Consider the following 22084-nt stretch of genomic DNA (forward strand, 5'->3'; position numbering starts at 1 on the left):
GGGCGCGTTCTACGCACCCTACGCTTGCTGCGATGGTTATCGCCTGCCTCGCATCGGCCCTGGATAGTAATCATCCGGCGCTGCCGGAGCGTTGGCGGCAGGTGACTCTTCCCTCATCTGACCGGGTTCGAGGCGCTTAGGGCGCCTATCCTTGTCAAAGCCTGGGTTGGCAGCATCCCGAATACCAGGCGGAGGGGCAAAAATGACATTTTCCCCTGCCCCGTTTTCGCAGACAAGAAACTCTTCCCAGGAGGGCCCATTCTTCGTCGCACGCCACAGGTCTTCACCGACAACGAGCACTATGGCACACCACTTGGCAGCCTTTATGTTATTCACTCCCGAGAAATTCCACCTCATGCATTCCGCGTCGCGATCGCAGGCGAAGGGATACGCAGCATCAAGGCGCGCCTTTTCTCTTTCGTAAAGAACGACAATATTGTTGCTTTCGGCAGCGAGTCGAGCGACTTCCCGACGTTGTGTCATCGATGGCACACTCCCTGAAGGCATTACCCGTCCCGCTACCGGAAGATCTTTGACAGGCACGGCCCTTCCTGTAGACAGGAAAATGCGCATGATGTCATGAAGCGGCGATGGCAGCCTCTTGACGTCAATAGGGGAAAACCCCGCGTTTAAAAGGGAGGGGGCTACCTGTTTTAAGGCCGTCCATATGGCGGTTCCTCCCGTGCTGCGAAGCCCCTGCTCGGCGCAGGGCTTGTCGGAATATGTTTTATTCCCCCGCTCGTCCGTGCATTTATAAACCTGCGCAGACGCGAGAGTAGAAAAAGAACATAAGCAAGCAATCAGGAATCGTGTCATCCGTTTCTCTTGTTGTCGGAGATACCTTGTACATAGCTAGCGTAGGGTGCGTTCCACGCACCATTCTCAAGCAAGGTGCGGTCGAATCGGTGCGCGTAGCGCACCCTATGTTTGCTCAAGCGGATTGAATGTTGGGCTTTGCAGCCCAACCTACGCTCGCTAATACTCGCTGCAAATCCTGGTTAAAGTTTTTTCGACCACAAGACCTTACCGAAGACAGATTCAGGGTAAAGACCGACTACTGCCTTGCGAGCCAAGTGCTTAGCGGTTGAAGTTTTGGGCATGGACAAATATCTCTCAAGCCCCTCGACTGCAGACCCGTTCGAAAACGCAGAATCCGAACGCATTAGCACATCAATTCTACGACCCCGAAAACCGATATCTTTGGGAGAGGAACCAAATTTGGAAGGACCGAAGTCTACGGTGCCGCGCCTACGATAAGGCAACTGCTTCGAGTACCTCGGATAGAAAAACCATACATCGAAATCTTTGATGCCGTTGACACCGTCGACATAGTGCAGCGCCGCACCTTGGCAAAGGGCAATCAGGACCTCTTTGCCTCGGTACAATTTTCGGTACTCTGGCTTACGCTCGAAGAAGTCATCGACATCGGTTTTTGCGAGCAATAGCAAATTCTTCAAGTCTGACTTCGTTATCTTCTCAGGGGACCGATTCATGGGAAGCTCCAACTTTATATTTGGCGCGTAGGTTAGGCTGACGAAGGAAGCCCAAGCCAATCAATCTCAAGCGGATTGAAGGTTGGGCCTTGCAGCCCAACCTACGCTCGCTCAGGTCAGCTCGGTTGGGAGTATTTTCGCTTCTTTGCTGCCGTCTTCCCGTTGAGCTAGGCAGTCTTTTAGGATCTCCGCCTTAATTCGCTCTGCCTCGCTAGAAATGTTATTACCTTTCTCGTTCAACGTGAAGGCGTATTGATACACACGAGCCGAACCGGGAAGTTGCTGGGGAAGATGTGATACCGACACATTTGAATCTTTCACATCGATCATGAACTGTCTCCCACCTAGCGCCGGATCGGCCATTAAGAAGTTCTTTAGCGTTTCATGCATCCATTGATCTGGCGGCAACAGCACACGACTGCTCTCATAGCTTGGACGCTCGGCTTCTCGCTGTTCTTTGGCGATAGCGACCTTTTGCCTTGCGTCATCGATGTTCAGCGAGCCTAGAAATGCCTCCAACTCTTCGACGGAAGATACCGCAGCAACAACGTCTTCACGGGTTGGCTCGGCTCTGCCATGGGCTGCTTGATTACGAAGTCGTCTTGTGTTTTCAAGCCTATCTCTGAGACCTGCGGGCAGTTCAATACCGTTGAGTTCAAGGTATCGCGCAGAAATAGGAAATAATGGTCCTAAACGCTCGCCAATGCCCACTTTGCTGCCAAATTGAAGCATCGTTTTCTCCAGATACGCGACCGCCGACAATAGCGCGCCTAAAGGATGAACTTTTCCGAGCTTCTTGAGATTCTCCAGTTCGGAGTCGTTGGACGGCTCTCGCATTTTGAGCGCAATGAGATCTTTCTCATCTGCGAACTGAGCGATGAGCTCGTCAAAATCTTGGCTGTAATGCTGCTTGACGATGGATCGAAAGAACTCAAGGGCGACATTCATGTAAAAGATTGCCGTAAGTTCGTTCGGTGAACCGAATCGGTGTTGGAGTGCGTTACGCTCGTCTATTAGAAGCTCAAGCTTGTTTAAGAACGGTACGGACACCTTCTTCGAAGCCAAAAGTTCAATGCATCCGTGTATCGTGATTGTTTCTTTTGGGTTCTTGTAGATTGACTCCCCACTGTCAAGAATCATGTCCTTCAGGAGGAGCTCGACAGAATTTGAAAGATGGAGAATTACCAGCTTCCGGTCAAGTTCGCTTGTGCCATTGAAGTGTGTTATGGAATGACCTAGAAGCTCCATGGAGCTTTGGAATAGAGGTGATTCAATGGCCATACATTCTTTCTTCTAAGACCGGGTTGGGGAGGTTAATGAGGTCTAACGTCGGGGTTGACCGGCACGCACCGGCGTTGAGCCGCAACACTATGCTCACGCACACGGCTTGCGGCACAATGCCGATACGTGTCCACGTCGAACGACCTGTTAAATTTCACCTGCTCACAACTCCTCTTTGCAAAGAGCCTTTAGGAGATTGGGAGAGACGGAGGAACGAACTGATTTGTTTGCCGAGAGATATCCGATAATCTTCCGGTTCTTCACAATCATCGGCGGCGTGGACGTGTATTCGTTGTGCGGAGAGTAGCTGCTGTACTCGCTACCGAACGTGGCGTACTGGTTCCAGATTGATGACGAGCTGTACTCGCTACCATACGTCCCATAGTCGTTAAAGATGGACTCCGAATCGTAGGAGCTTGAGATGCGGCCGAGGTACGTGTTCTTATCGTCTTGGGCCAAGAGGACGGCGCCCTTCACGATGTCGCACAGTTCCTCTCCTCGAACCGGCGAGACTACGATGAGCACCAACAAAACAAGGGCGGTGGCTATTTTCATGGATCCCTCCAGTGTGCCCCAGTGAAATCTGACTTTTTATTTAGACGAACAGCGCCTGTCTGATTATCCAAACCGGCTGTCCACCTATCTTCAACAGTCGATCCGACGCAAAAGCTCGGAACGGCGCGTTTTCGACGAGGTACTGTGCAACCACACAGCATTAAATAAACGACAAATACGTCACACAGTCTATCGCCACAATTGCCATAGACACAAGAGCGCTGGTTTCAATACGGTAGCGTTACGCAAAGCCACGCGACATACGCACTTCGGAATTAAACGCCCATTTGCCAATCCGAACCATCTCACCAATATGGGAAGTCTTCGTCTTACGCCGCGGCGAACCATAAAAAAGGGTGCGCAATGCGCACCCTTCTTCATTCGCTGATCGGGCTCACCCCACCTTCGGCAACCGATCCAACGCCGCCTTGATCGCCTCTTCCGGATAAGCAAAGTCCTGCAGCTTCCCGCTGAAGTAAGCGTCATACGCGCCCATGTCGAAGTGCCCGTGCCCGGAGAGATTGATAAACAGCGTCTTTGCCTCACCACTCTCCTTGCAGCGCAGCGCCTCATCGATACATGCAGCAATCGCATGGCTCGATTCCGGCGCGGGGATGATGCCTTCAGAACGCGCCAAACGAACACCGGCATCGAAGGTTGCAAGCTGCGGCACGGCCACTGCTTCGAGCAGCTTCTCGTGATACAGCTGCGACACCAATGCAGAATCGCCGTGATAGCGCAGGCCGCCCGCATGAATCCCCGGCGGCATGAAGTCATGGCCCAGCGTGTACATCAGCGTCATCGGCGTGAGCTTGGCGGTGTCGCCGTAGTCGTAGGCGTAGTGACCGCGCGTGAGCGTCGGGCAGGAGGTCGGCTCGACGGCGACCAGGCGCACGTTCTTGCCGGCGGCCTTGTCGGCGAAGAAGGGGAAGGCCGCGCCGCCGAAGTTGGAGCCGCCGCCGCAGGGGGCGAAGATCATGTCGGGATAATCACCGGCGAGGTCGAACTGTTTCTTCGCTTCGAGGCCGATCACGGTCTGGTGCAGCAGCACGTGGTTGAGCACGGAGCCGAGCGCGTAGTTGGTGTCGGCGCGCGAGGCGGCTTCTTCCACGGCTTCGGAAATCGCGAGGCCGAGCGAGCCCTGGTTTTCCGGATTTTCCGCGAGCGCGGCGCGGCCGACGTTGGTCTGATCCGACGGGCTGGCGAAGACTTCGGCGCCCCAGGTCTGCATCATGGAGCGGCGATAGGGTTTCTGGAAGTAGCTGACCTTCACCATGTACACGCGCACTTCGAGGCCGAACATTTGGCCGGCGAGCGCCATCGAGCTGCCCCACTGGCCGGCGCCGGTTTCGGTGGCGATGCGCTTGATGCCGGCTTCCGCGTTGTAATAAGCCTGCGCGACGGAGGTGTTGACCTTGTGCGAGCCGGCCGGCGAGACGCCTTCGAACTTGTAGTAGATCTTGCAGGGCGTGCCGAGCGCGGCTTCGAGGCGATGCGCGCGGAATAGCGGCGTGGGACGCCAGAGCTGGTAGATCTCGCGCACCTTCTCGGGGATCTTGATCCAGCGTTCCGCCGATACTTCCTGCTCGATCAGGCTCATCGGGAAGATGGCGGCCAGCGCATCGGGCGTCAGCGGCTTGCCGTCCGGACCGAGCGGCGGCGCGGGCGGGTTGGGCATATCGGCCACGATGTTGTACCAGTGGGTCGGGATCTCGGATTCGGGAAGCAGGAACTTGGTTTGTGACATGGTGTGGTCCTATCGGTGGCAAGCGGTTTGGAATCACTGCTGGCGGGCTCCTTCCCCCTTTTAGGGGGAGGGTTGGGATGGGGGCGCCCGGCGAGGGGTGAAGTGGTTGAACCGACACCATTGATCGCTCAACAACTCTACCCCCACCCTAACCCTCCCCCTGCAACGGGGAGGGGATCCGCCGTTTTTCGTACTGACGTGTGCGCGATGATGCCTTATGCCTTCGCCAGCGCCTGATCCAGATCCGCGATCAGGTCGTCGATGTGCTCGATGCCGATCGACAGGCGCAGCATGTCTTCCGACACGCCGGCCTTGGCGAGTTCTTCCGGATTGAGCTGGCGGTGCGTGGTCGATGCCGGGTGGGTGACGAGCGACTTGGCATCACCGATGTTGACCAGGCGCGTGAACAGTTGCAGCGCGTCGAGCACGCGTGCGCCGGCAGCGCGCGGATCAGCCTTGTCCACGCCCTTGAGGCCGAAGGACAGGATGCCGGACGCGCGGCCGCCCATGTACTTCTGCACCAGCGCATGATCCGGATGGTCAGGCAGGCCGGCGTAGTTGACCCAGCCCACCTTTGGATGGTTCTTCAGGAAGCTGGCGATGGCTTGCGAGTTTTCGCAGATGCGGTCCATGCGCAGGGCCAGCGTTTCAACACCTTGCAGGATGAGGAAGGCGTTCATCGGCGAAATCGCGGCACCCATGTTGCGCAGCGGGACGACGCGCGCACGGCCGATGTAGGCAGCCGGGCCGAGCGCTTCGGTGTACACCACGCCGTGATAGGAAACGTCCGGCTCGTTGAGGCGCTTGAAGCGGTCCTTGTGCTGCGCCCAGGGGAACTTGCCGCTGTCAACGATGGCGCCGCCGATGCTGTTGCCATGACCGCCGAGGTACTTGGTGAGCGCGTGCACGACGATGTCGGCGCCGTATTCGAACGGACGGCACAGGTAGGGGCTGGGCACGGTGTTGTCAACGATGAGCGGAATGCCGTGTGCGTGCGCGATGTCGGCCAGCTTGGCGAAGTCGGTGACGTTGCCGAGCGGGTTGCCGATCGATTCGCAGAAGATGGCCTTGGTGCGGCTGTCGATCAGCGGCGCAAAGCTTTCCGGCTTGCGCGCGTCGGCGAAACGCACTTCGATGCCCATCTGCGGGAAGGTGTGGGCGAACAGGTTGTAGGTGCCGCCGTACAGCGTGCCGGCGGAGATGATGTTGTCGCCGGCTTCGGTGATGGTCTGGATCGAGTACGTGACCGCGGCCATGCCGGACGCGAGCGCGAGCGCGGCGACGCCGCCTTCGAGCGCGGCGATGCGCTTTTCCAGCACATCCTGCGTCGGGTTCATGATGCGGGTGTAGATGTTGCCGGGCACCTTCAGGTCGAACAGGTCGGCGCCGTGCTGCGCGTTGTCGAACGAGTAGGCGACGGTCTGGTAGATCGGGACCGCGACGGATTTGGTGGTCGGCTCCGGCGTGTAGCCGGCGTGGACGGCGAGTGTTTCAATCTTCATTGTCTTCCTTTTCTTCCTGTGGTTTTCAAATCATGGTGTCGGGACGCAGGCGGTTGCGCCGGGCCTGCTGATGAATACGGCGCGATGCTGGTGTTGCATCGCGCCGCATCCGTTCCTTCGTATGAACGAGATGGTCAGTGCCGCATCAGCCGCAGGCGCCGATCGCGCCGCAGGAGGTGCAGAACTCGCAGCCGTCCTTTTTGATCACGGTGGAGTTGCCGCATTCCTTGCACAACTTGCCGGCGATGGTGGGCGCTTGCCGGGCGACATGCGCCGGTTCGTCGGTGACCACGCCCATGGCCTTCACCGGAAGGCCTTCCTCGGTGAGGATGCCGAGCATGGCGTAGCGATGGATCACCAGCTGCGCGATGTAGGCGACGGTCGACGGATAGCTGACTTGCTTCTCGCTGCCGGGCACGCGGGCGAGGAAATCGCCGCGCGGTTCCGCGTAGTTGAGCAGCTTGCGCAGCTTCATGCCGATCCATGCCGGATCGACCACGCGCATGTCATGGCTGAGCAGCTTGCACAGGCCGTCGAGGGTGTGCGGATGGCCGCCGGTGAGCCACATGCTGTAGGGGCGGCGCGTGCCGTCGGGCATCTGCAGTTCCTTGAGCATCAGCACGAAGTCGTCTTCGGTGGCCGGGTTGCGCACGTCGGCCACCCAGGCCAGCGTGCCGTCGGTGCCGGTCTTGGGCTCGTGCGGCGCGAACAGCGCGTTGAGCACCGGCGACGATTCGTTCTCCAGCTTGTCGAGTGCGCCGAGCTGGTTGTAGCGCCATTCGACCAGCTTGGCGAAGGCGGCGGTGACGCTCGGCACCTGGACCAGCTGGCCGTTGGGCGGCATCGGCATGTCGAACGGATCACCATAGGCGCTGGAGAGCAGCGAGAGGCGCTTGCGCAGCCAGGCGCGGTCGTTGGCGCGCATGTCGGTGGAGAGCGTCTTGGCGAGCGCGTCGAGGCCGCGCGGCGGCTGGCCGCCGAGCACCCAGACTTCGAACGGCACGCCGCCCTTGTCGGATACGGCAACCGCGAATTCGCCCTGCGGGGTCTCGATGATTTCACTGATCCAGGCGGAAGCGCCGGCCGGCAGGCGCGGGCGCGACGGCCAGCGCAGCGAGGCCAGCGGCGGCGTCATCGCCAGTTCCTTCAGCACCAGGCGCTTGTCCTGCTCGGACAGCGTGACCGGCTGCGGATTCGGATTGGCGGTGGGCACGGACAGCACCGCGCCGAGCACGCCGTTGGGGCGATAGGTGGTGATGCCCTTCAAGCCCTTGCGCCAGGCTTCCATGTAGAGGCCCTTGAATTCCTCGTACGGATAGTCTTCCGGCACGTTCACTGTCTTGGAGATCGCAGCGTCGATATACGGCGCGACGGCGGCCACCATCAGCATGTGGTTGATGGCGGAGATTTCCAGTGCGGAGACGAAGGCTTCCGGCAGCTTCGCGGTGTCACGGCCGATCGCGCGGTAGACGCGATAGGCGTGGTCCTCGACGGTGTAGTCTTTCTTGCTGCCGTCGGGCATGCGCTTGGTGCGGTTGTAGAACCAGGAGAAGGCCGGCTCGATGCCGTTGGAGGCATTGTCCGCGAAGGCGAGCGAGATGGTGCCGGTCGGCGCGATCGAGGTCAGGTGCGAATTGCGAATACCGTGCTTGCGGATCTCTTCCTTCAGCGCGTCCGGCAGACGCGAGGCGAAACCGCCGTTGAGATATTTCTCGGCGTCGAACAGCGGGAACGCGCCGCGCTCCTTGGCGAGGTCGATCGATCCTTCATACGCCGCATCGCGCATCACGCGCGAGATGTCGCCGGCGAGCGCGCGGCCTTCTTCGGTGTCATATCGCAGGCCGAGCATGATGAGCGCATCGCCCAGGCCGGTGAAGCCAAGGCCGAGACGACGCTTGGCATCCGCTTCGCGGGCCTGCTCCGGCAACGGCCACCGGGTTGCGATGAGCACGTTGTCGAGCATGCGCACGGCGATCTTGGTGACTTTCGCCAGCATGTCGAAGTTGAATTTCGCGCCTTCGCTGAAGGGCTCTTCGACATAGGCAGTGAGGTTGAGGCTGCCGAGGCAGCAGCAGCCGTAATCCGGCAGCGGCTGCTCGCCGCAGGGATTGGTGGCTTCGATGCGCTCGCAGTAGGCGAGGTTGTTTTCCTGGTTGATGCGATCGAGGTAGAGCACGCCCGGTTCTGCGGCGTTGTAGGTGCTCTTCATGATCAGGTCCCAGATCTCGCGCGCCTTGACCTTCTTGTAGACCCACTTGCCGTCCTCGCGCTGGTAGGCGCCTTTGTCCAAGAAGTCGGCATTCGGCTCGACGGTATGCGACAACTCGAATTCGCTGTCCGCTTCCACGGCGCGCATGAATTCATCGGTGACGCCGACGGACACGTTGAAGTTGTTGAGCTGTCCCTTCTCCTGCTTGACGGTGATGAAGTCGAGAATGTCGGGATGGTCGACATTCAGCACGGCCATTTGCGCACCGCGGCGCGCGCCGGCGGATTCCACCGTCTCGCAGGAGCGGTCGAACACTTTCATGTAGGAGATCGGGCCGGAGGCGCTGCTGCCGGTGCCCTTCACCTTCGCGCCCTTGGGACGGATAGCGGAGAAGTTGTAGCCGACGCCACCGCCGCGGCGCATGGTTTCAGCGGCCTGCGCCAGCGCGGTATAGATGCCCGGCTTGCCGTGGTCGTCCTCGGTGATGGAGTCGCCGACCGGCTGCACGAAGCAGTTGATGAGCGTGGTCGCCAGGCCGGTGCCGGCGGCGCTGCTGACGCGGCCGGCGGGGATGAAGCCGTGCTGCATCGCCCACATAAAGTCTTCCGCATGCTTCTTGCGCATCTTCGGCGCCTCGGCCTCGGCCAGGCCCTTGGACACGCGCGTGATGACCTGCTCGATCGTTGTCTCTTCGCCTTTGGCGTACTTTTCGATCAGGACTTCGGTAGAGATGTCTTGGGGCTCGGCGAGCGCGATGGCCGCGCTTTCTAGTTTATGCATGTATGACTCCTTGGAACCGGCGCTGCTGCGCCGGCCGATCGAATATAAACGTGTTGTGGGTTCTGGTGTCGATGCACCTGTGATGTGACGGCGTGCCATTTCATCAAGGTGCGGAGTGACAGGTAATCGTGTTGCTGGCCAGGACAGTCGTGCGAATGGAAAGCCGGATCGCAATCATGAAATCACTCTAGTCCTGGTAGCGGGGTTTGGGCCGATCGATCGACCGTGAAAATCGACTTCGCAACGGTACTCGATTCCGGCAGGGCCGGAGTCATTCTAGCGAGTGCCAAAACGATGTCACCTTGATCCAGATCAAGCATTTCCTGCCTGAATGCCAGCGCCCCGAAGAGGGGCAAATTGTGCATCGCGGCAAGATTTTCCGTACTGGAAGTGCAACTGATTTTAGCCGCCGAACGGGTCCGCGTCATCCACCTTCTCTGTCTTCTGTTGCAGGCGGATTCTTCGGGCGGGGAACCCGGGGTGCGGGACGGCGCGGGAAAGGAACAGGCAAAAAAAAGCCCGCTGACCTTGCGGTAGCGGGCAAATCCAATTCTAGGAGAGTTGGAGGAGACAGAGACACTATACTGCTGCCCCCTCGGGGTGTCCGCTTTATTGTGGTGATAATGGTTATACGGAAAACTTATATCTCGCCGGAAAAAGAAAAGCCCGCAAGGTTTTCACCTCGCGGGCTCCCCGTGTCTCCTTCTCCATCCGTCGGTGGATTTTTTTGTGCGAGGAATATTACACCGAAGTTACAAATTTGGATATAGCCCCCAAATAACCCATTTCGCCAAGGGTTTTTCTGTCCGGCACGATGTCGACGGCCATAAAAAAAGCCCGCCGGAGCGAGCTTGCGATGGTGATGCAGGAGTAGATTCCTGTTGCCCAGTCCTATCTGGAAAGTGACCACAGTTGGCGAATCTGCTCGTGCATCCGCACTCGGTTTGTTGAATGCGTGAGTTCAATATAGCGTGAGCCCGTGATGCCCGCAAGAAATTTTTGGCGTGAAAACCACAGCATTGGCGCAGCCGCGACACGCCCTCCGAAAAGCGTGATCGAGGTAACAACAGCGCGCCCTAAACTACTCGCTCAACCAGCCGCTCGCCCGCGCCGCGCCGACACCAGCGCCACGCCGGCGCAGGTCACGGCAATGCCGGCGACGCCCAGCCAGCCCGGCACGACATCGAACATGATCCATTCGAGGAACACCGCGATGATCGGCGTGAGGAACAGCAGGCTGGTGACCTTGGCAGCGTGCCCGCGCCGCATCAGCATGTGCAGCGCATTGAGCGCAAGGATCGATGCGAAGATCACCAGGAATACGATCGACGCCACCAGCTGCCAGCTCCAGTGCACCACAAATCCCTCGACCCGCCAGGCCAGCGGTGCCAGCACCAGCAACGAAGCGGCGAACTGGATGAAGGAAGAACTGCGCAGGTCGACGCTCCTGCAGAATGTGCGCTGGTAGAGCGTGCCGACGGTGATCGAGATAAGCGAAACGGTGACCGCGAACAGACTGGACAAGGTGACCGCATGCAGGTTGATCTTGTGCCACACCACCAGCATCACGCCGGCCAGCCCGAGCGCGATGCCGAGCCACTGCACCCATCCCAGCCGCTCGCGCATCACATGATGTGCAAACGCGGCGGTGAACAGCGGCTGCGTGGCGAGCGTCAGCGCCGTGACGCCCGCCGACATGCCGAGGTACTGTGCGTAATGGCTGCCGCCGAGGTAGACCGCATGCATCAGCAGGCCCGCCACGCAGACGTGAAGAAATTCGCGCCAGTTGGCAGGCCACGCAGGGCGCGCGACGGCCAGCAGCGGAACGAGGCACAGCAGGCCGAAAGCATAGCGCAGCGACAGGAAGGTAAACGGCGCCGCGTAATGCAACCCGGCCTTGGTGGCGAGGTAGCCCGAACCCCAGACAATCACGAAGAACCAGGCGAGCAGTGTGTCGTAGCGGCCGTCGGCCGGCGTCGATGAAGCGGCGGGTGGAGTCATCGGAAAGGCATCTCGAATAAGGATCGAGTGTAGCCGGATTCGCAAGGGCCTGCTGCGCAGCACCGAAGGCGCCAGCAGCCCGCTTGCGCTCATGGTAGAGTGCCATCCTCCGCGCATTCAACGCCGATGCATGACAGGGTTCCAGTGAAGCGGAATCGAACCACCGGAATTGAACCACGCATCGCGCCGCTTTTCGACAGACTCAGATGGCCCGTCCGACTTACCTCCCCGACAATTTCACGCTTTCGCTTGCCTTCACCGTTTTGGTCGCGAGCGTGCTTCCCTGCAGCGGCACGATTGCCAAAGCCTTCAATGCAGCCACAGTCATCGCGATCGCCCTGCTGTTCTTCCTGCACGGCGCGAAGCTGTCGCGCGAGTCCGTCGTCGCCGGACTGACGCACTGGCGGCTGCACCTTGTCGTGCTTGCCAGCACCTTCATGCTGTTCCCGCTGCTCGGCCTGCTGCTGAAACCAATCATGCTGCAGCTCGTCACGCCGGAGCTTTATCTTGGCATCCTGTTCCTGTGCGTGCTGCCGTCCACCATCCAGTCTTCCATCGCACTTACCTCGCTGGCGCGCGGCAATGTGCCTGCTGCGGTGTGCAGTGCCTCGGCATCGAACCTGCTCGGCATGTTCATTTCACCGCTGCTGGTCGGCCTGCTGTTCGCGGGCACGGGCGCGAGCCATTTTTCGCTTGGCGCAATCGTGACGATCGTGGTGCAACTGCTGCTGCCTTTCGTCGCCGGCCAGATGGCGCGCAAGCACATCGGCGGCTGGGTCGAGCGGAACAAATCGAAACTGCGCGTGGTGGACCAGGGTTCAATCCTGCTCGTGGTCTACACGGCATTCAGTGACGCCGTCAACCAGGGACTGTGGCACCAGCTGCCGGGGCACGCGCTGGCCGGCCTCGTCATCGTCAACGTGCTGCTGCTCGCGATCGCGCTGGTTGTGTCCACGCTGTGCAGTCGCCGCCTCGGCTTCAGCCGCCAGGATGAAATCACGATCGTATTCTGCGGCTCGAAGAAGAGCCTGTCGAGCGGCGTGCCGATGGCGAAGGTGCTGTTCGCAGGACATGCCATCGGCATGATGGTGTTGCCGCTGATGCTGTTCCACCAGATCCAGCTGATGACCTGTTCGATCCTGGCGCAGCGCTACGCGCGCCGCTCCGGCCTCACTTGACGTCGAGCGCGATCGATCCGTCCCAGTCCGGCACAGGCGGACTTGAACGCAACGCGGCGATGCGTTCCAGGTAGAGCAGCGCGACCGGGTCGGACGGGCAATCGTGCAGCACGCGCTGCCACAGTCGCTCGGATGCCTCCCAATCCTGCCGGCGAAACGCCTGTATCGCGGCGTCATTGTCCTGCGACACGATGCCGAAGGTGTAAACCTCGATCGGTTCGCGCTTGCCCTTGACGCAGATCTTGTCGATCGGCCGGCACGCGATATCCCCCTGCAGTGCATCGACCGTGGCATGGCTGAGCAGGATGCCAGTGCCGTACAGCTTGTTTGCGCCTTCCAGCCGTGATGCGAGGTTGACGGTGTCGCCGATCGCGGTGTAATCGAAGCGCTCCACCGAACCCATGTTGCCCACCACCGCGCTGCCTGTGTGGATGCCGATACGCATCGACAGGTTGCCCAGGCCTTTCTGCTTCAAGGTAGCATTGACCGCATCCATCGCCTGCTGCATCTGCAGCGCTGCGCGACAGGCGTGCAAGGCATGGTCCGCATCCAGCAGGGGCGCGCCCCAAAACGCCATCACCGCGTCGCCAATGAACTTGTCGAGCGTTCCGCCATGATCGAGGATGATCCGGCCCATCGCGGTGAGGTAGAGGTTCAGCATCTCGGCCACTTCTTCCGGCTGCAGTTTTTCGGAGACCGAGGTGAAGCCGGCCAGATCGGTGAACAGGACGGTGATCTCGCGCCGCTCGCCGCCGAGCCGCAACTGCTCGGGATGCGCCAGCATCTGATCGATCACGGCGGAAGACACATAATGGCCGAAGGCGCGCCGGATCTCGGTACGCTTGCGGCGCTCCTCGATGAATGCGGCGGCGCCGAACAGCAGCCATGTCAGGAACAGTCCGAGCAGGGGCGCGAAGAACGGCCACCAGAGATCTGCGTACACAAACAGGCCCGCTGCCGTCACGATGCATGCCCCGCCGAGCAGCAGCAGGCGCAGGCCGGCCCGCCGCGGAGACCACTGCCGGAAGGCCAGCAGCGACAGCAGCATCAGGCCGGCAAGCAATGCGGCGCGCGCGCCCTGCCCGGTTTCTCCCAGCACCCGCCCGCGCATGGCCGCATCGATCACGTTGGCGTTGATCTCCACGCCGGGCATGCGCCGCATGTTGCGCCAGGAATAAGGCGTGCAATACATGTCGGCCTGGAGCTGCGGGCTGTCGTCGAGCACCATGCCGACCAGCACGATGCGGTCCTTGAAGAAACCGCGCGGCAGGAACTGTTTCGGATGCAGCGCCTGGTAGTACGACGCGTAGGAAAAGCCCTGCGGCGGGGCGGCATAGCGGATCAATCCGGGTTGCGGCAGGCGTTGTGGATCGACAGGGATGCCGGCGGCGTCGAGGATCGCCTTGCCGAAGGCGTTGTCGAACGCAGGGAAGCGGCGGATGCAGGAACCGGACAAGGGCACTTTGGCGATGCCGGTCGTCGCACCCGCCTCAAGCAGAGACTGTAACGGCAGGATCTCCCGCTGCTGTTCGATATGCGCGTCTTCGCGCTGCTCCCAGTCGGCGGCCAGCACGACATTGCCTGCGCGGCGGATCGCCTCCGCAAGACGCCGGTCCTGCGCGGGCGCGGACGGCTCGGCGAACACGACGTCAAACGCGATCACCTTCGCGCCCTGTTCCTTGAGGCGATCGATCAGTTCCGCATGCATGGCGCGCGGCCACGGCCACTGCTGCTGGAATTCCGCGAAGCTCGGCTCGTCGATGCCGACAATGGTGATTGGGCTGTCGGCCACGGCGGGCGATGTCGCGACGGTCAGCCAGTCGAAACTGTTTTCCTCGACGCGTTCCCACCATGGCGTGAGACCGAGTGCGAAGAGTGCAGTCCATACCAGCACCACCATGCTGTACAGGCCGAGGGAGTGAAAGGAGCGCGGCATGTTAGTGTCCTGTCCCGCAAATATATGCCCATGAAATCGCGCATTTCGGGCCATGCCCGCGTTGCAAATCCTCGCGATACCGCCCGGTATCGCTGCGGTTTGCGCCTTGTCCTGGCCCGAAATGCATCGATTTCATTTTGCGCACCTATTTACGAGACAGGACACTAGTTCCGGTATTCGACACCGAGCAGTACCGTCCTGCGCACGCCCGGATAATCGCGCGCGACCTGGTAGCGACGGTCGAAGAGGTTGTTGACGGACAGCGTCCATGACCAGTGCTTCGGCGCGGGCTGCCAGTTGACGCTGGCATTCGTGAGCCAGTAGCCGGCGAGCCTTGTTGTGTTGGCAAGGTCGGCCTGCGCGGGACCGGTGTAGGACTGCGCCAGGTTGAAACGCACCTGTGCGGGATGCACCCAGGTCGCGCCGAAGGTGAAGGCGCGCTGCGGCATCAGCGGCAGCGTCTTGCCCGCGCTGGATGCGTCGTGATTGGCGGAGTGCGTCAGGCGATACACCGTCGACAAGCCCCAGCGCTCACCGAGCCACAGGTTCGCGCCCGCCGACGCATTACGGATCGTCACGTCGCCGGCGGTCAGTACGTCCCACGGGTTGGCCGATGGCATCGCGAATCCCTGCACGTCCTGCTCTGCGATTCGCACGAAGCTCATCAGCCGCTGGTTCCACTCGCTGTCCCACTGCAACTGGCGCGCAGTGCTCACGCCGCCGTTGCTGACATAGGCATCCGCCACGCCGAGACCGACGGTGGTCATCGGGCCGAAGGATCCGAGCAGCGGCAGGCCGGACTGGCGCTGCCAGGCGGCACGCAACCATTGATTGTCGGCGACGTTCCAGGCGATGCCGATCTGCGGATGCGTGCGGTTGACGCTGTGCGTGCCGTCGTCGGCATGCTGCAGCTTCAGGCCGCCATCCAGCAGCAGGCGGCGGGAAAGCGGCCAGCGCGCGCTGGCATAGGCTTGCCCGAAATTGCTGGCGATGCTGGTGGATTGTGCCTGCAGCACCGGCGTCGCGTAGGGGAAGAACACTGCAGGGACGCTTGGATCCAGCATCCCGCCCGCCATTGACGGCGGCACGGCGCCGGGATCGGAGAAGACCAGGATACCGTTGTTATCGACGCGTCCTGAAGTGCGCGCGGTATCGACGCTGCTTCTGCTCCACGCCCATTCCGCGCCATAGCTTGCCTGCAGCGGGCCGATGTCGAGCAGGCGCTTGGCCTGCAGTTGCGTCAGACGCGACGTCACTTTCCTGCTTTGGCGCGGATCCAGGTCAAGGCTGGCCGGTATAGTGCTCGCCAGCTGCGGCCATCCCGGCACGGTCGGGCCGACGATGTAGGTGGGGAAAGCCGGATCGAAGGTGGCGTCGATCAGTCCCTGACGATAAAGCTCGCGCGCCTGCTCCAGCCCGAATTGCGTGACCAGCGAGTAATCCAGCGCGGAGAGCGTGCTGCCGAAGGGATCGGCATTGCGCAACTGGTTGCGGTCGCGCGCGGCGAATGCCGACAGTAGCAACTCGTCGTGGTAGCCGAGCCGGCGATGCAGGCCGATGTTGCCATTGACGGAGGTGGTATCGGAGCGATCATCGAAGTCCGGCGTGGCCAGCGATCCAGGCATACCGCTCTTCGCGCGCGTGGCACTCAGGCGCAGCAGCACACCGGTGTCCGGATCGATCGTTGCGCCGAGTGCCGCGGTGATGCTTTCGTTTCTGGCATCGGCATTGGCGCGCGCGCCGGGGTCGAAGCCGCGCGACGCGCTGACCAGATAGGAATACGAGGACGGCGACAGATCATCGCGCACGAAGCCCATCGCAGTCACCGACTGGCTGTTGGCGAGATGCCCGCTTTCGCTCGTGAAATTCGCGCCGGCCACTAGGTCATGGCGCGGGCGACGCGGACCGAACTCTGCATAGCGCGGCGAATAGCTGACGGCGGAAGGGTCGAGCAGCAGGCCCTGCATCAGGCTGCCCAAGCGCGCATTGCCCGATTCGTAGAGCCCTTCGGTGGTGAAATAGCTGTTCGCCCAGTAAGGATTGTAGGCGCGCTGCGAGAGGAAATCACCCCAGTTCGCCAGCCCAAGGTTGCCGTAGGCGGAGGCGAGGCCGGAGTTGCCCGACTGGCTGTTCTGCACACCGTCGATCGTTACTTCGCCGCTCTTCAGGTAGATGTCGAAGGCGGCGCGCGCATGACGGATTGCCTTGCCCGCCTCGGCCTGATCCTGCGCGATCAGGCTCTTGAGCAGATGCGGCAGGGGCGTGTTGGCGTCGTAGCGGACGGCGCTGTCGAGCGCGCTGTCGGCGGCCTTGAAGCGTTCGTCACGGTAATACGTGATCGCCAGCAGTGTCTGCGCCTCGGAGAGGCCGGGGTTCAGCAGTACAGCCTTCAGCAACCAGTCGAGCGCTTCCTCGTTCTTTCCCTGCGCCAGCGCAACGAGGCCAAGGCCTTCCGGGCCGGTCGCGAGCGAAGGATGGAGCTCGACGACGTGCTGGAGCAACTGTTGGGCTTCAGCGAGGCGATCCTGCATGATCAGCAGGATGGCGAGGTTCGCGTGGAATTCCGCGGCGGACGGCATGAGCGCAATGGCGCGGCGAAACGCAGCTTCGGCGTTCCGCTTATCGCCCAGGTCCTGCCAGGCCAGCCCGAGGTCGTTCCAGATCTGCGCATAGCCCGGCGCGACTTCAATCGCCCGCAGAGCCCGCTCTTTGGCAAGTTGCGGGTCCGGATGCATCGTGACGTAATACAGGGCGTCGAGGTGCAGCAGGTAGGGATTGACCGGGTCGAGCGCCTGGCCGGCGTCGAGCATGCTGCGCATCTGTGTGGCGTCGCCCAGCAGCATGTGGAGATGCGCGAGGATGACAGGGAAACGCACTTCGTACGGGAAGCGTTGCATCGCTTCTGTCGCGATCGGCAGCGCCTGCTCCAGTTCGCCCTGGAAGGCCAGCCGCCAGGTGCGGGCGAGCGGGAGTTCGGGGAAGTCGCTGAATTCCTTGCCGATGCGGTCCAGCTCCTCGCCGGCGCGCGCATAGGCGCGCTGGCGGATCAACAAGCCGTACTGTCCGAAGCGCAGCGCCATCTGCTCGCGCCTGCCCTCCGGTGTGGCGTTACCCAGTAACCGGGCCGCATCATCGACGCGCTCCTGCTGCAGCGCGATCAGACCTTCGACCAGTGCGATCCGTCCCGGCGGCTCGCCCTTCGCGCGCGCCTGCACCAGCAGCTCTTGCGCCTGGCCGTACTCCATCAGGTCAAAAGCCTGCTGGGCGCGCAGCAACAGGGATTCGCGCGGCGCAGGCGCATGCGCCAGCTTTTCGCGCAGTGCGCTGGCCGTGTCGCCGGTGAGGGAAATGATGTCGATCCATCCGGTCGACAATTGCCATTGCACCTGGTCTTTCGGCTGCACGATGTAGCGCTTGACCGGTGCCTTGCCTTTTTCGGCGAACGCCGCCTCGCCGCGTTCGACCAGCACTTCGCCGTGTTCATTGAAAAAGCGAACCTGGCCCGAGAGCACGGTGAGCGTCGAGGCACCCCGCGCATCGCTGGTCAGTGACCAGTCGGTGCCGCGCACGGAAACGGTGGCGGACGGCGTATCAATGCTCAGGCCGGAGGGAATCGTCTTGGCGCGCATCCAGACGCCGCCGCGTTCAAGCGACAGCCTGGTCTCGCCCTGCGTGCGGCGTCCGATGTTCTTGATCCGCAAGGTGGTGTTGGCATGGATGCGGATCTGGGTTTCGTCGCGAAACAGCACGCTCAGGCCGCCGTAAGCGCCGGTGCGCAGGTTGTCGCCCTCGGCCAGCCATTGCTGCGCGTCGAGGCGCCGCCAGCCCGGCAACTCGACCGGGTTGAGCTGCTCGTCGCCCTTGTTGGCCACCACCTGGCCGACGGTGTCGACCTTGCGCGTGAATGCTTCCGCATACGCTGTCCCCGCCAGTGCGCAGGCCAACGGAATGGCCCAGGCGATCTTTGCCACTTGCTCTCTCCCTCGAATGCGATATGCCGTGCCGGCATCTTATTTCCTCAAAGTAATTCAACTCCTTGACTTCAGTCAACTACGCCCCGCACCATGCAAATCAGGCGTACCGACAGTTGGCAAAAAGTCCGTCCTGAAGGTGAGTGGCATAATTCCGGTGATTAGAAACAGCGGCAGGAAGCGACAGGAAAGCAATGACAGTTAGCGAGAAACCCGGCATGCAGTTCGCCGACATCCCCTGGAAAGGGAGGACCATCCAGCTCGAGTACCAGTGGGTCGGTGTGGCCGAGTCACCTTGTCCGGTCGTGGTATTCCTGCACGAGGGACTGGGCTCGGTTGCGACGTGGAAGGAGTTTCCGCAACGCTTTTGCGAGGAACACGGCCTGCGCGGCCTGGTGTTCTCGCGCTACGGCTACGGACAATCGACGCGGCGTCCCGTGGAAGAACCGCTTCCGCTCAGCTACCTGCACGACCAGGCGTATGAGGCCCTGCCCGCCTTCCTGTCGGCGCTGGGGGTGGAGCGGCCCTGGCTGTTCGGCCACAGTGACGGCGGCTCGATCGCCTTGCTGTACGCCGCGCGTTTTCCGGAAGCGGTCAGCGGTATCGTCGTCGTCGCGCCGCATATATTCGTCGAGGATGTCACGGTCGAAGGAATACGCAAGGTGCGCGAGATGTACCTGAACACCGATTTCGGAGCACGCCTGGGTCGCTATCACGCGGACGGCGACGCGGTATTCCTGGGCTGGAACAATGCCTGGCTCGATCCGGATTTCCGCAACTGGAACATCGAGGATGAGGTGCGGAAGATTACCTGCCCGGTGCTCGCGCTGCAGGGTGAGCAGGACGAGTATGCGACGCTGGAGCAGATCCACGGGATCGAACGGCTGGCGCGCCACGAACGCAACGCGCGAGCGGTGGCGATTCCGCAATGCGGCCACGTGCCGCACCGCGACCAGCCGGCGCTATTGAGCATGCACGCCGGACGCTTCATCAAGGAAGCCTGACTTCACTTCCCGCGCAAATACACGTCATCGTCGAAGGTCAGCACCCATTCCGGCCGGTAGACCGTGAATATGGTGAGCAGGAATCCGGTCAGGAAGGATTCGCCCCAGGCCAGCAGGAGCATGTAGGCGATGGTATCGGCGGCAACTGGCGCGACCCATATCTGGTGCGCGGCAATCGTCACCACATCGGTGGCCGCGAGCATGGCCATCGTTCCGAAAAAACCGTTGCCCAGCAAATAAATGAAGATGTGATGCGGCAGGAAGCGCCGCGTCGCGCGCATCACGGCATCGCCGCACCAGGCGGGGAAGACCGCCAGCACGAGCAGGTTCAGGCCGAGGTTGCTCCAGAGCCCGCCCTGCAGCGCCGTGTGGGCGATCACCGCAAGGCTGAGACCGACAGTGGCCAGCGGGCGGCCGAACATCAGCACGAACAGCGGCATGCCGAGCAGGTGAAGGTCGATTTCGTTTCCGATGCGTACATCCATCCGCCACAGCAAGGGCAACACGATCACTGAAAAGCACCAGGCGGAAAACGCGCCGAGGCGGTCGATCTGTTTCCACTGCGTGTGCATCGCGTCGCGCGCCAAAGCCGCGATCGACGCGGCAAGCATCACGTAGGCGACCACCGGCGGAAGAGAAACGTCGAAAATTCCCATGGCCCATTATAGAAAACCGCGGACGCCGCCGGGGGAGATTCTCCCGAGCGTGCGCCGCGCATGAAAAACAAAGGCCCGCCGGAGCGGGCCTCGAAGCATGCCTGTCATGACAGCCAGTGCGGCATCAATCTTTCTTCAGGCAATCGCTCATGAATTTCTTGCGCTCGTCGCCCTTCATGCCCTTGGCCTGCGCGTTGCAGGTCTTCATCTTTTCCTGCTGCGCCTTCTGCGCATCGCTGACCTTCGGCTTGTTGCTCAGGCATTCCTTCATGAAGGCCTTGCGCTCATCGCCTTTCCGGTCACCCGCTTCCTTGTTGCAAGTGGCCATCTTGTTCTGCTGCGCTGTCGCGGCGAATGCCGGATGGAACAGGACTGGGAGGGCCAGCAGGGCTGCACCGATCATTTTCTTCATTATTGCCTCCTTTGCGAAAGTTGTACCGCGTGGGCTGTGTGGGTAAAAGCCGGCTTTATTACAGCACATTTTCCGCGCGGGTTTGCGTTTTTTTAAACTTTCCATGACGGAAATCCACATCTTGACAGCGTAGGAAAATCCTTACCCGCTGCTTCCTTTGTTCCGACGCTTTTTTTCATCCAGTTGCCGATGTTCGACACGGCAGCCAATCGACATAATCCTTTCACCGATTGCTTTATCGCAAATCGCATTCACCCATGGAAATTCCGTGCTTGTTCATAACTCATTTCAATAACAGGAACAACAATGTCCACACTGCAAATCTCCGAAGTCCGGCCCGCTCCCCTGCATGCGGCATCGCCGGCAACAATGCCCTCCTGGCAACGCCAAGGCAAACTGTGGTCCAGCCTCAAGGAAGTCTGCGACCTGTTGCGCATCCCGGTTTCGGCGCGGGTGAATGCTGACGAGTATCAATTCCAGCACATGCAGTTCAAGACCGGCCAGCGCATCCACACCATCGGACAGCCTTTCGACATGCTGTACATCGTGTACTCCGGCTTCCTCAAGTCGGTGATGATCGACGAGACCGGCAGCGAGCAGGTGCTGGGTTTTCCGATGAAGGGCGACATGTTCGGCATCGATGGCATTCACAGCCGCCAGTATTCGACCGAAACCGTCGCGCTCTCGAACTGCGAAGTGATCCTGGTTCCGTTCAAGGTATTTTCTTCGCTGGGCCGTTCCCATTCAGAGATGGAAGCGGCGATCTACGGCGTGATGAGCCGCGAGCTGGTACGCGAGCAGGCGATGGTCGGCACGCTCGGCTCGCTGAGCGCCGAAGCGCGCGTGGCCCGCTTCCTGGTCTTCCTGTCGGAGCGCTTCAGCGAGATGGGGTATTCCGGCAAGCAGTTCAACCTGCGCATGACGCGGCAGGAGATCGGCAATTACCTCGGCCTGACGCTGGAGACCGTCAGCCGCACCTTCTCCGCCTTCAATGCGATCGGCCTGATCTCGGTCGACCAGCGCGCGGTCGTGCTGCATGACGTGCAGGCATTGCGCACCCTGCGCCGCCTGCCACCGTCGCAATCCCGCACCAAGCAGAAAGCCGCTGCCGCGGCCAGCCGTCAACTGACGGCTGCCTGACGCTTCACCATCCCGGCACCGGCGCGTCCGGTGCGCCATCCTGCCGCAGCTGCCCGATCGCCAATCGCTGATTGTCGATCGTGGCAACGGCTCGCTGTTGCGGCCCTCCTGAATCCCGCCATAGGGCATCGCCCCGCCTTTCGGTCGTCCCCCTTGCCCTGGTCGCGAGACACGCAGTCAAGGCGAGGGGCGGCAGCAAGCGCACGCCGCGCGTCTGAT

At 61.2% G+C, this 22084-nt stretch carries 15 protein-coding genes; 3 read left to right on the forward strand and 12 right to left on the reverse strand.

Annotation, left to right across the window (positions count from 1 at the left end; genetic code table 11):
• Positions 1 to 36: 36 nt before the first annotated feature.
• The 8 genes from VJ698_RS13160 to VJ698_RS13195 form a co-directional block, all read right to left on the reverse strand.
• Entirely contained in the window at positions 37 to 816 is a 780-nt protein-coding gene (locus VJ698_RS13160) for a DUF4124 domain-containing protein (RefSeq protein WP_324103228.1), read from the reverse strand.
• Positions 817 to 998: 182 nt separating this feature from the next.
• The gene (locus VJ698_RS13165; RefSeq protein ID WP_324103229.1) at positions 999 to 1493 is read right to left on the reverse strand and encodes a hypothetical protein; all 495 of its coding nucleotides are present in this window, start codon (positions 1491 to 1493) and stop codon (positions 999 to 1001) included.
• 111 nt (positions 1494 to 1604) lie between these two features.
• The gene (locus VJ698_RS13170; RefSeq protein ID WP_324103230.1) at positions 1605 to 2774 is read right to left on the reverse strand and encodes a hypothetical protein; all 1170 of its coding nucleotides are present in this window, start codon (positions 2772 to 2774) and stop codon (positions 1605 to 1607) included.
• A gap of 162 nt (positions 2775 to 2936) precedes the next feature.
• A complete protein-coding gene (locus VJ698_RS13175) occupies positions 2937 to 3329 on the reverse strand; it encodes a hypothetical protein (protein WP_324103231.1) in 393 nt (130 codons plus the stop codon).
• 394 nt (positions 3330 to 3723) lie between these two features.
• Complete coding sequence (locus tag VJ698_RS13180; RefSeq protein WP_324103232.1) at positions 3724 to 5076, reverse strand: TrpB-like pyridoxal phosphate-dependent enzyme; 1353 nt, start codon at positions 5074 to 5076, stop codon at positions 3724 to 3726.
• Between the two features lie 215 nt (positions 5077 to 5291).
• Positions 5292 to 6578, reverse strand: coding sequence for an O-acetylhomoserine aminocarboxypropyltransferase/cysteine synthase family protein (locus VJ698_RS13185; protein ID WP_324103233.1), 1287 nt, complete (start codon positions 6576 to 6578; stop codon positions 5292 to 5294).
• A 145-nt stretch (positions 6579 to 6723) separates the two neighbouring features.
• The gene (locus VJ698_RS13190; protein WP_324103234.1) at positions 6724 to 9567 is read right to left on the reverse strand and encodes an adenosylcobalamin-dependent ribonucleoside-diphosphate reductase; all 2844 of its coding nucleotides are present in this window, start codon (positions 9565 to 9567) and stop codon (positions 6724 to 6726) included.
• Positions 9568 to 10656: 1089 nt separating this feature from the next.
• Positions 10657 to 11568: a DMT family transporter gene (locus tag VJ698_RS13195; RefSeq protein ID WP_324103235.1), complete on the reverse strand. Its 912-nt coding sequence runs from the start codon at positions 11566 to 11568 to the stop codon at positions 10657 to 10659.
• Positions 11569 to 11774: 206 nt separating this feature from the next.
• Between VJ698_RS13195 and VJ698_RS13200 the strand changes: the two genes are divergently transcribed.
• On the forward strand, positions 11775 to 12746 hold the full coding sequence (locus VJ698_RS13200; protein ID WP_324103236.1) for a bile acid:sodium symporter family protein: 972 nt from the start codon (positions 11775 to 11777) through the stop codon (positions 12744 to 12746).
• Here VJ698_RS13200 and VJ698_RS13205 read toward each other — a convergent pair.
• Entirely contained in the window at positions 12739 to 14682 is a 1944-nt protein-coding gene (locus VJ698_RS13205) for an adenylate/guanylate cyclase domain-containing protein (RefSeq protein WP_324103237.1), read from the reverse strand. The two genes, VJ698_RS13200 and VJ698_RS13205, sit on opposite strands and share 8 nt — an antisense overlap.
• Positions 14683 to 14846: 164 nt before the next feature.
• Entirely contained in the window at positions 14847 to 18653 is a 3807-nt protein-coding gene (locus VJ698_RS13210; protein WP_324103238.1) for a TonB-dependent receptor domain-containing protein, read from the reverse strand.
• Between the two features lie 194 nt (positions 18654 to 18847).
• On the opposite strand from VJ698_RS13210, the gene VJ698_RS13215 reads away from it, so the two are divergent.
• A complete protein-coding gene (locus VJ698_RS13215) occupies positions 18848 to 19657 on the forward strand; it encodes an alpha/beta hydrolase (RefSeq protein WP_324103239.1) in 810 nt (269 codons plus the stop codon).
• Between the two features lie 2 nt (positions 19658 to 19659).
• Here VJ698_RS13215 and VJ698_RS13220 read toward each other — a convergent pair whose 3' ends face one another.
• Positions 19660 to 20313 (reverse strand): energy-coupling factor ABC transporter permease, encoded by a 654-nt coding sequence (locus tag VJ698_RS13220; protein ID WP_324103240.1) that lies wholly within the window; start codon positions 20311 to 20313, stop codon positions 19660 to 19662.
• A 124-nt stretch (positions 20314 to 20437) separates the two neighbouring features.
• Positions 20438 to 20725: a PsiF family protein gene (locus tag VJ698_RS13225; RefSeq protein WP_324103241.1), complete on the reverse strand. Its 288-nt coding sequence runs from the start codon at positions 20723 to 20725 to the stop codon at positions 20438 to 20440.
• Positions 20726 to 21094: 369 nt separating this feature from the next.
• Here VJ698_RS13225 and VJ698_RS13230 point away from each other — a divergent pair, with 369 nt between their 5' ends.
• Positions 21095 to 21865, forward strand: a complete 771-nt coding sequence (locus VJ698_RS13230) for a Crp/Fnr family transcriptional regulator (RefSeq protein ID WP_324103306.1) — start codon at positions 21095 to 21097, stop codon at positions 21863 to 21865.
• The last annotated feature ends 219 nt before the right edge of the window (positions 21866 to 22084 follow it).

Origin of the sequence: Noviherbaspirillum sp., from assembly GCF_035254685.1 — a bacterium.
Lineage (GTDB): Bacteria > Pseudomonadota > Gammaproteobacteria > Burkholderiales > Burkholderiaceae_D > Noviherbaspirillum.

Excerpts from the sequence above, each read along its gene's own strand:
- VJ698_RS13160 (WP_324103228.1), bottom strand. The coding sequence starts at position 816 with ATGACACGATTCCTGATTGCTTGCTTATGTTCTTTTTCTACTCTCGCG.
- VJ698_RS13165 (WP_324103229.1), bottom strand. The coding sequence starts at position 1,493 with ATGAATCGGTCCCCTGAGAAGATAACGAAGTCAGACTTGAAGAATTTG.
- VJ698_RS13170 (WP_324103230.1), bottom strand. The coding sequence starts at position 2,774 with ATGGCCATTGAATCACCTCTATTCCAAAGCTCCATGGAGCTTCTAGGT.
- VJ698_RS13175 (WP_324103231.1), bottom strand. The coding sequence starts at position 3,329 with ATGAAAATAGCCACCGCCCTTGTTTTGTTGGTGCTCATCGTAGTCTCG.
- VJ698_RS13180 (WP_324103232.1), bottom strand. The coding sequence starts at position 5,076 with ATGTCACAAACCAAGTTCCTGCTTCCCGAATCCGAGATCCCGACCCAC.
- VJ698_RS13185 (WP_324103233.1), bottom strand. The coding sequence starts at position 6,578 with ATGAAGATTGAAACACTCGCCGTCCACGCCGGCTACACGCCGGAGCCG.
- VJ698_RS13190 (WP_324103234.1), bottom strand. The coding sequence starts at position 9,567 with ATGCATAAACTAGAAAGCGCGGCCATCGCGCTCGCCGAGCCCCAAGAC.
- VJ698_RS13195 (WP_324103235.1), bottom strand. The coding sequence starts at position 11,568 with ATGACTCCACCCGCCGCTTCATCGACGCCGGCCGACGGCCGCTACGAC.
- VJ698_RS13200 (WP_324103236.1), top strand. The coding sequence starts at position 11,775 with ATGGCCCGTCCGACTTACCTCCCCGACAATTTCACGCTTTCGCTTGCC.
- VJ698_RS13205 (WP_324103237.1), bottom strand. The coding sequence starts at position 14,682 with ATGCCGCGCTCCTTTCACTCCCTCGGCCTGTACAGCATGGTGGTGCTG.
- VJ698_RS13215 (WP_324103239.1), top strand. The coding sequence starts at position 18,848 with ATGACAGTTAGCGAGAAACCCGGCATGCAGTTCGCCGACATCCCCTGG.
- VJ698_RS13220 (WP_324103240.1), bottom strand. The coding sequence starts at position 20,313 with ATGGGAATTTTCGACGTTTCTCTTCCGCCGGTGGTCGCCTACGTGATG.
- VJ698_RS13225 (WP_324103241.1), bottom strand. The coding sequence starts at position 20,725 with ATGAAGAAAATGATCGGTGCAGCCCTGCTGGCCCTCCCAGTCCTGTTC.
- VJ698_RS13230 (WP_324103306.1), top strand. The coding sequence starts at position 21,095 with ATGCCCTCCTGGCAACGCCAAGGCAAACTGTGGTCCAGCCTCAAGGAA.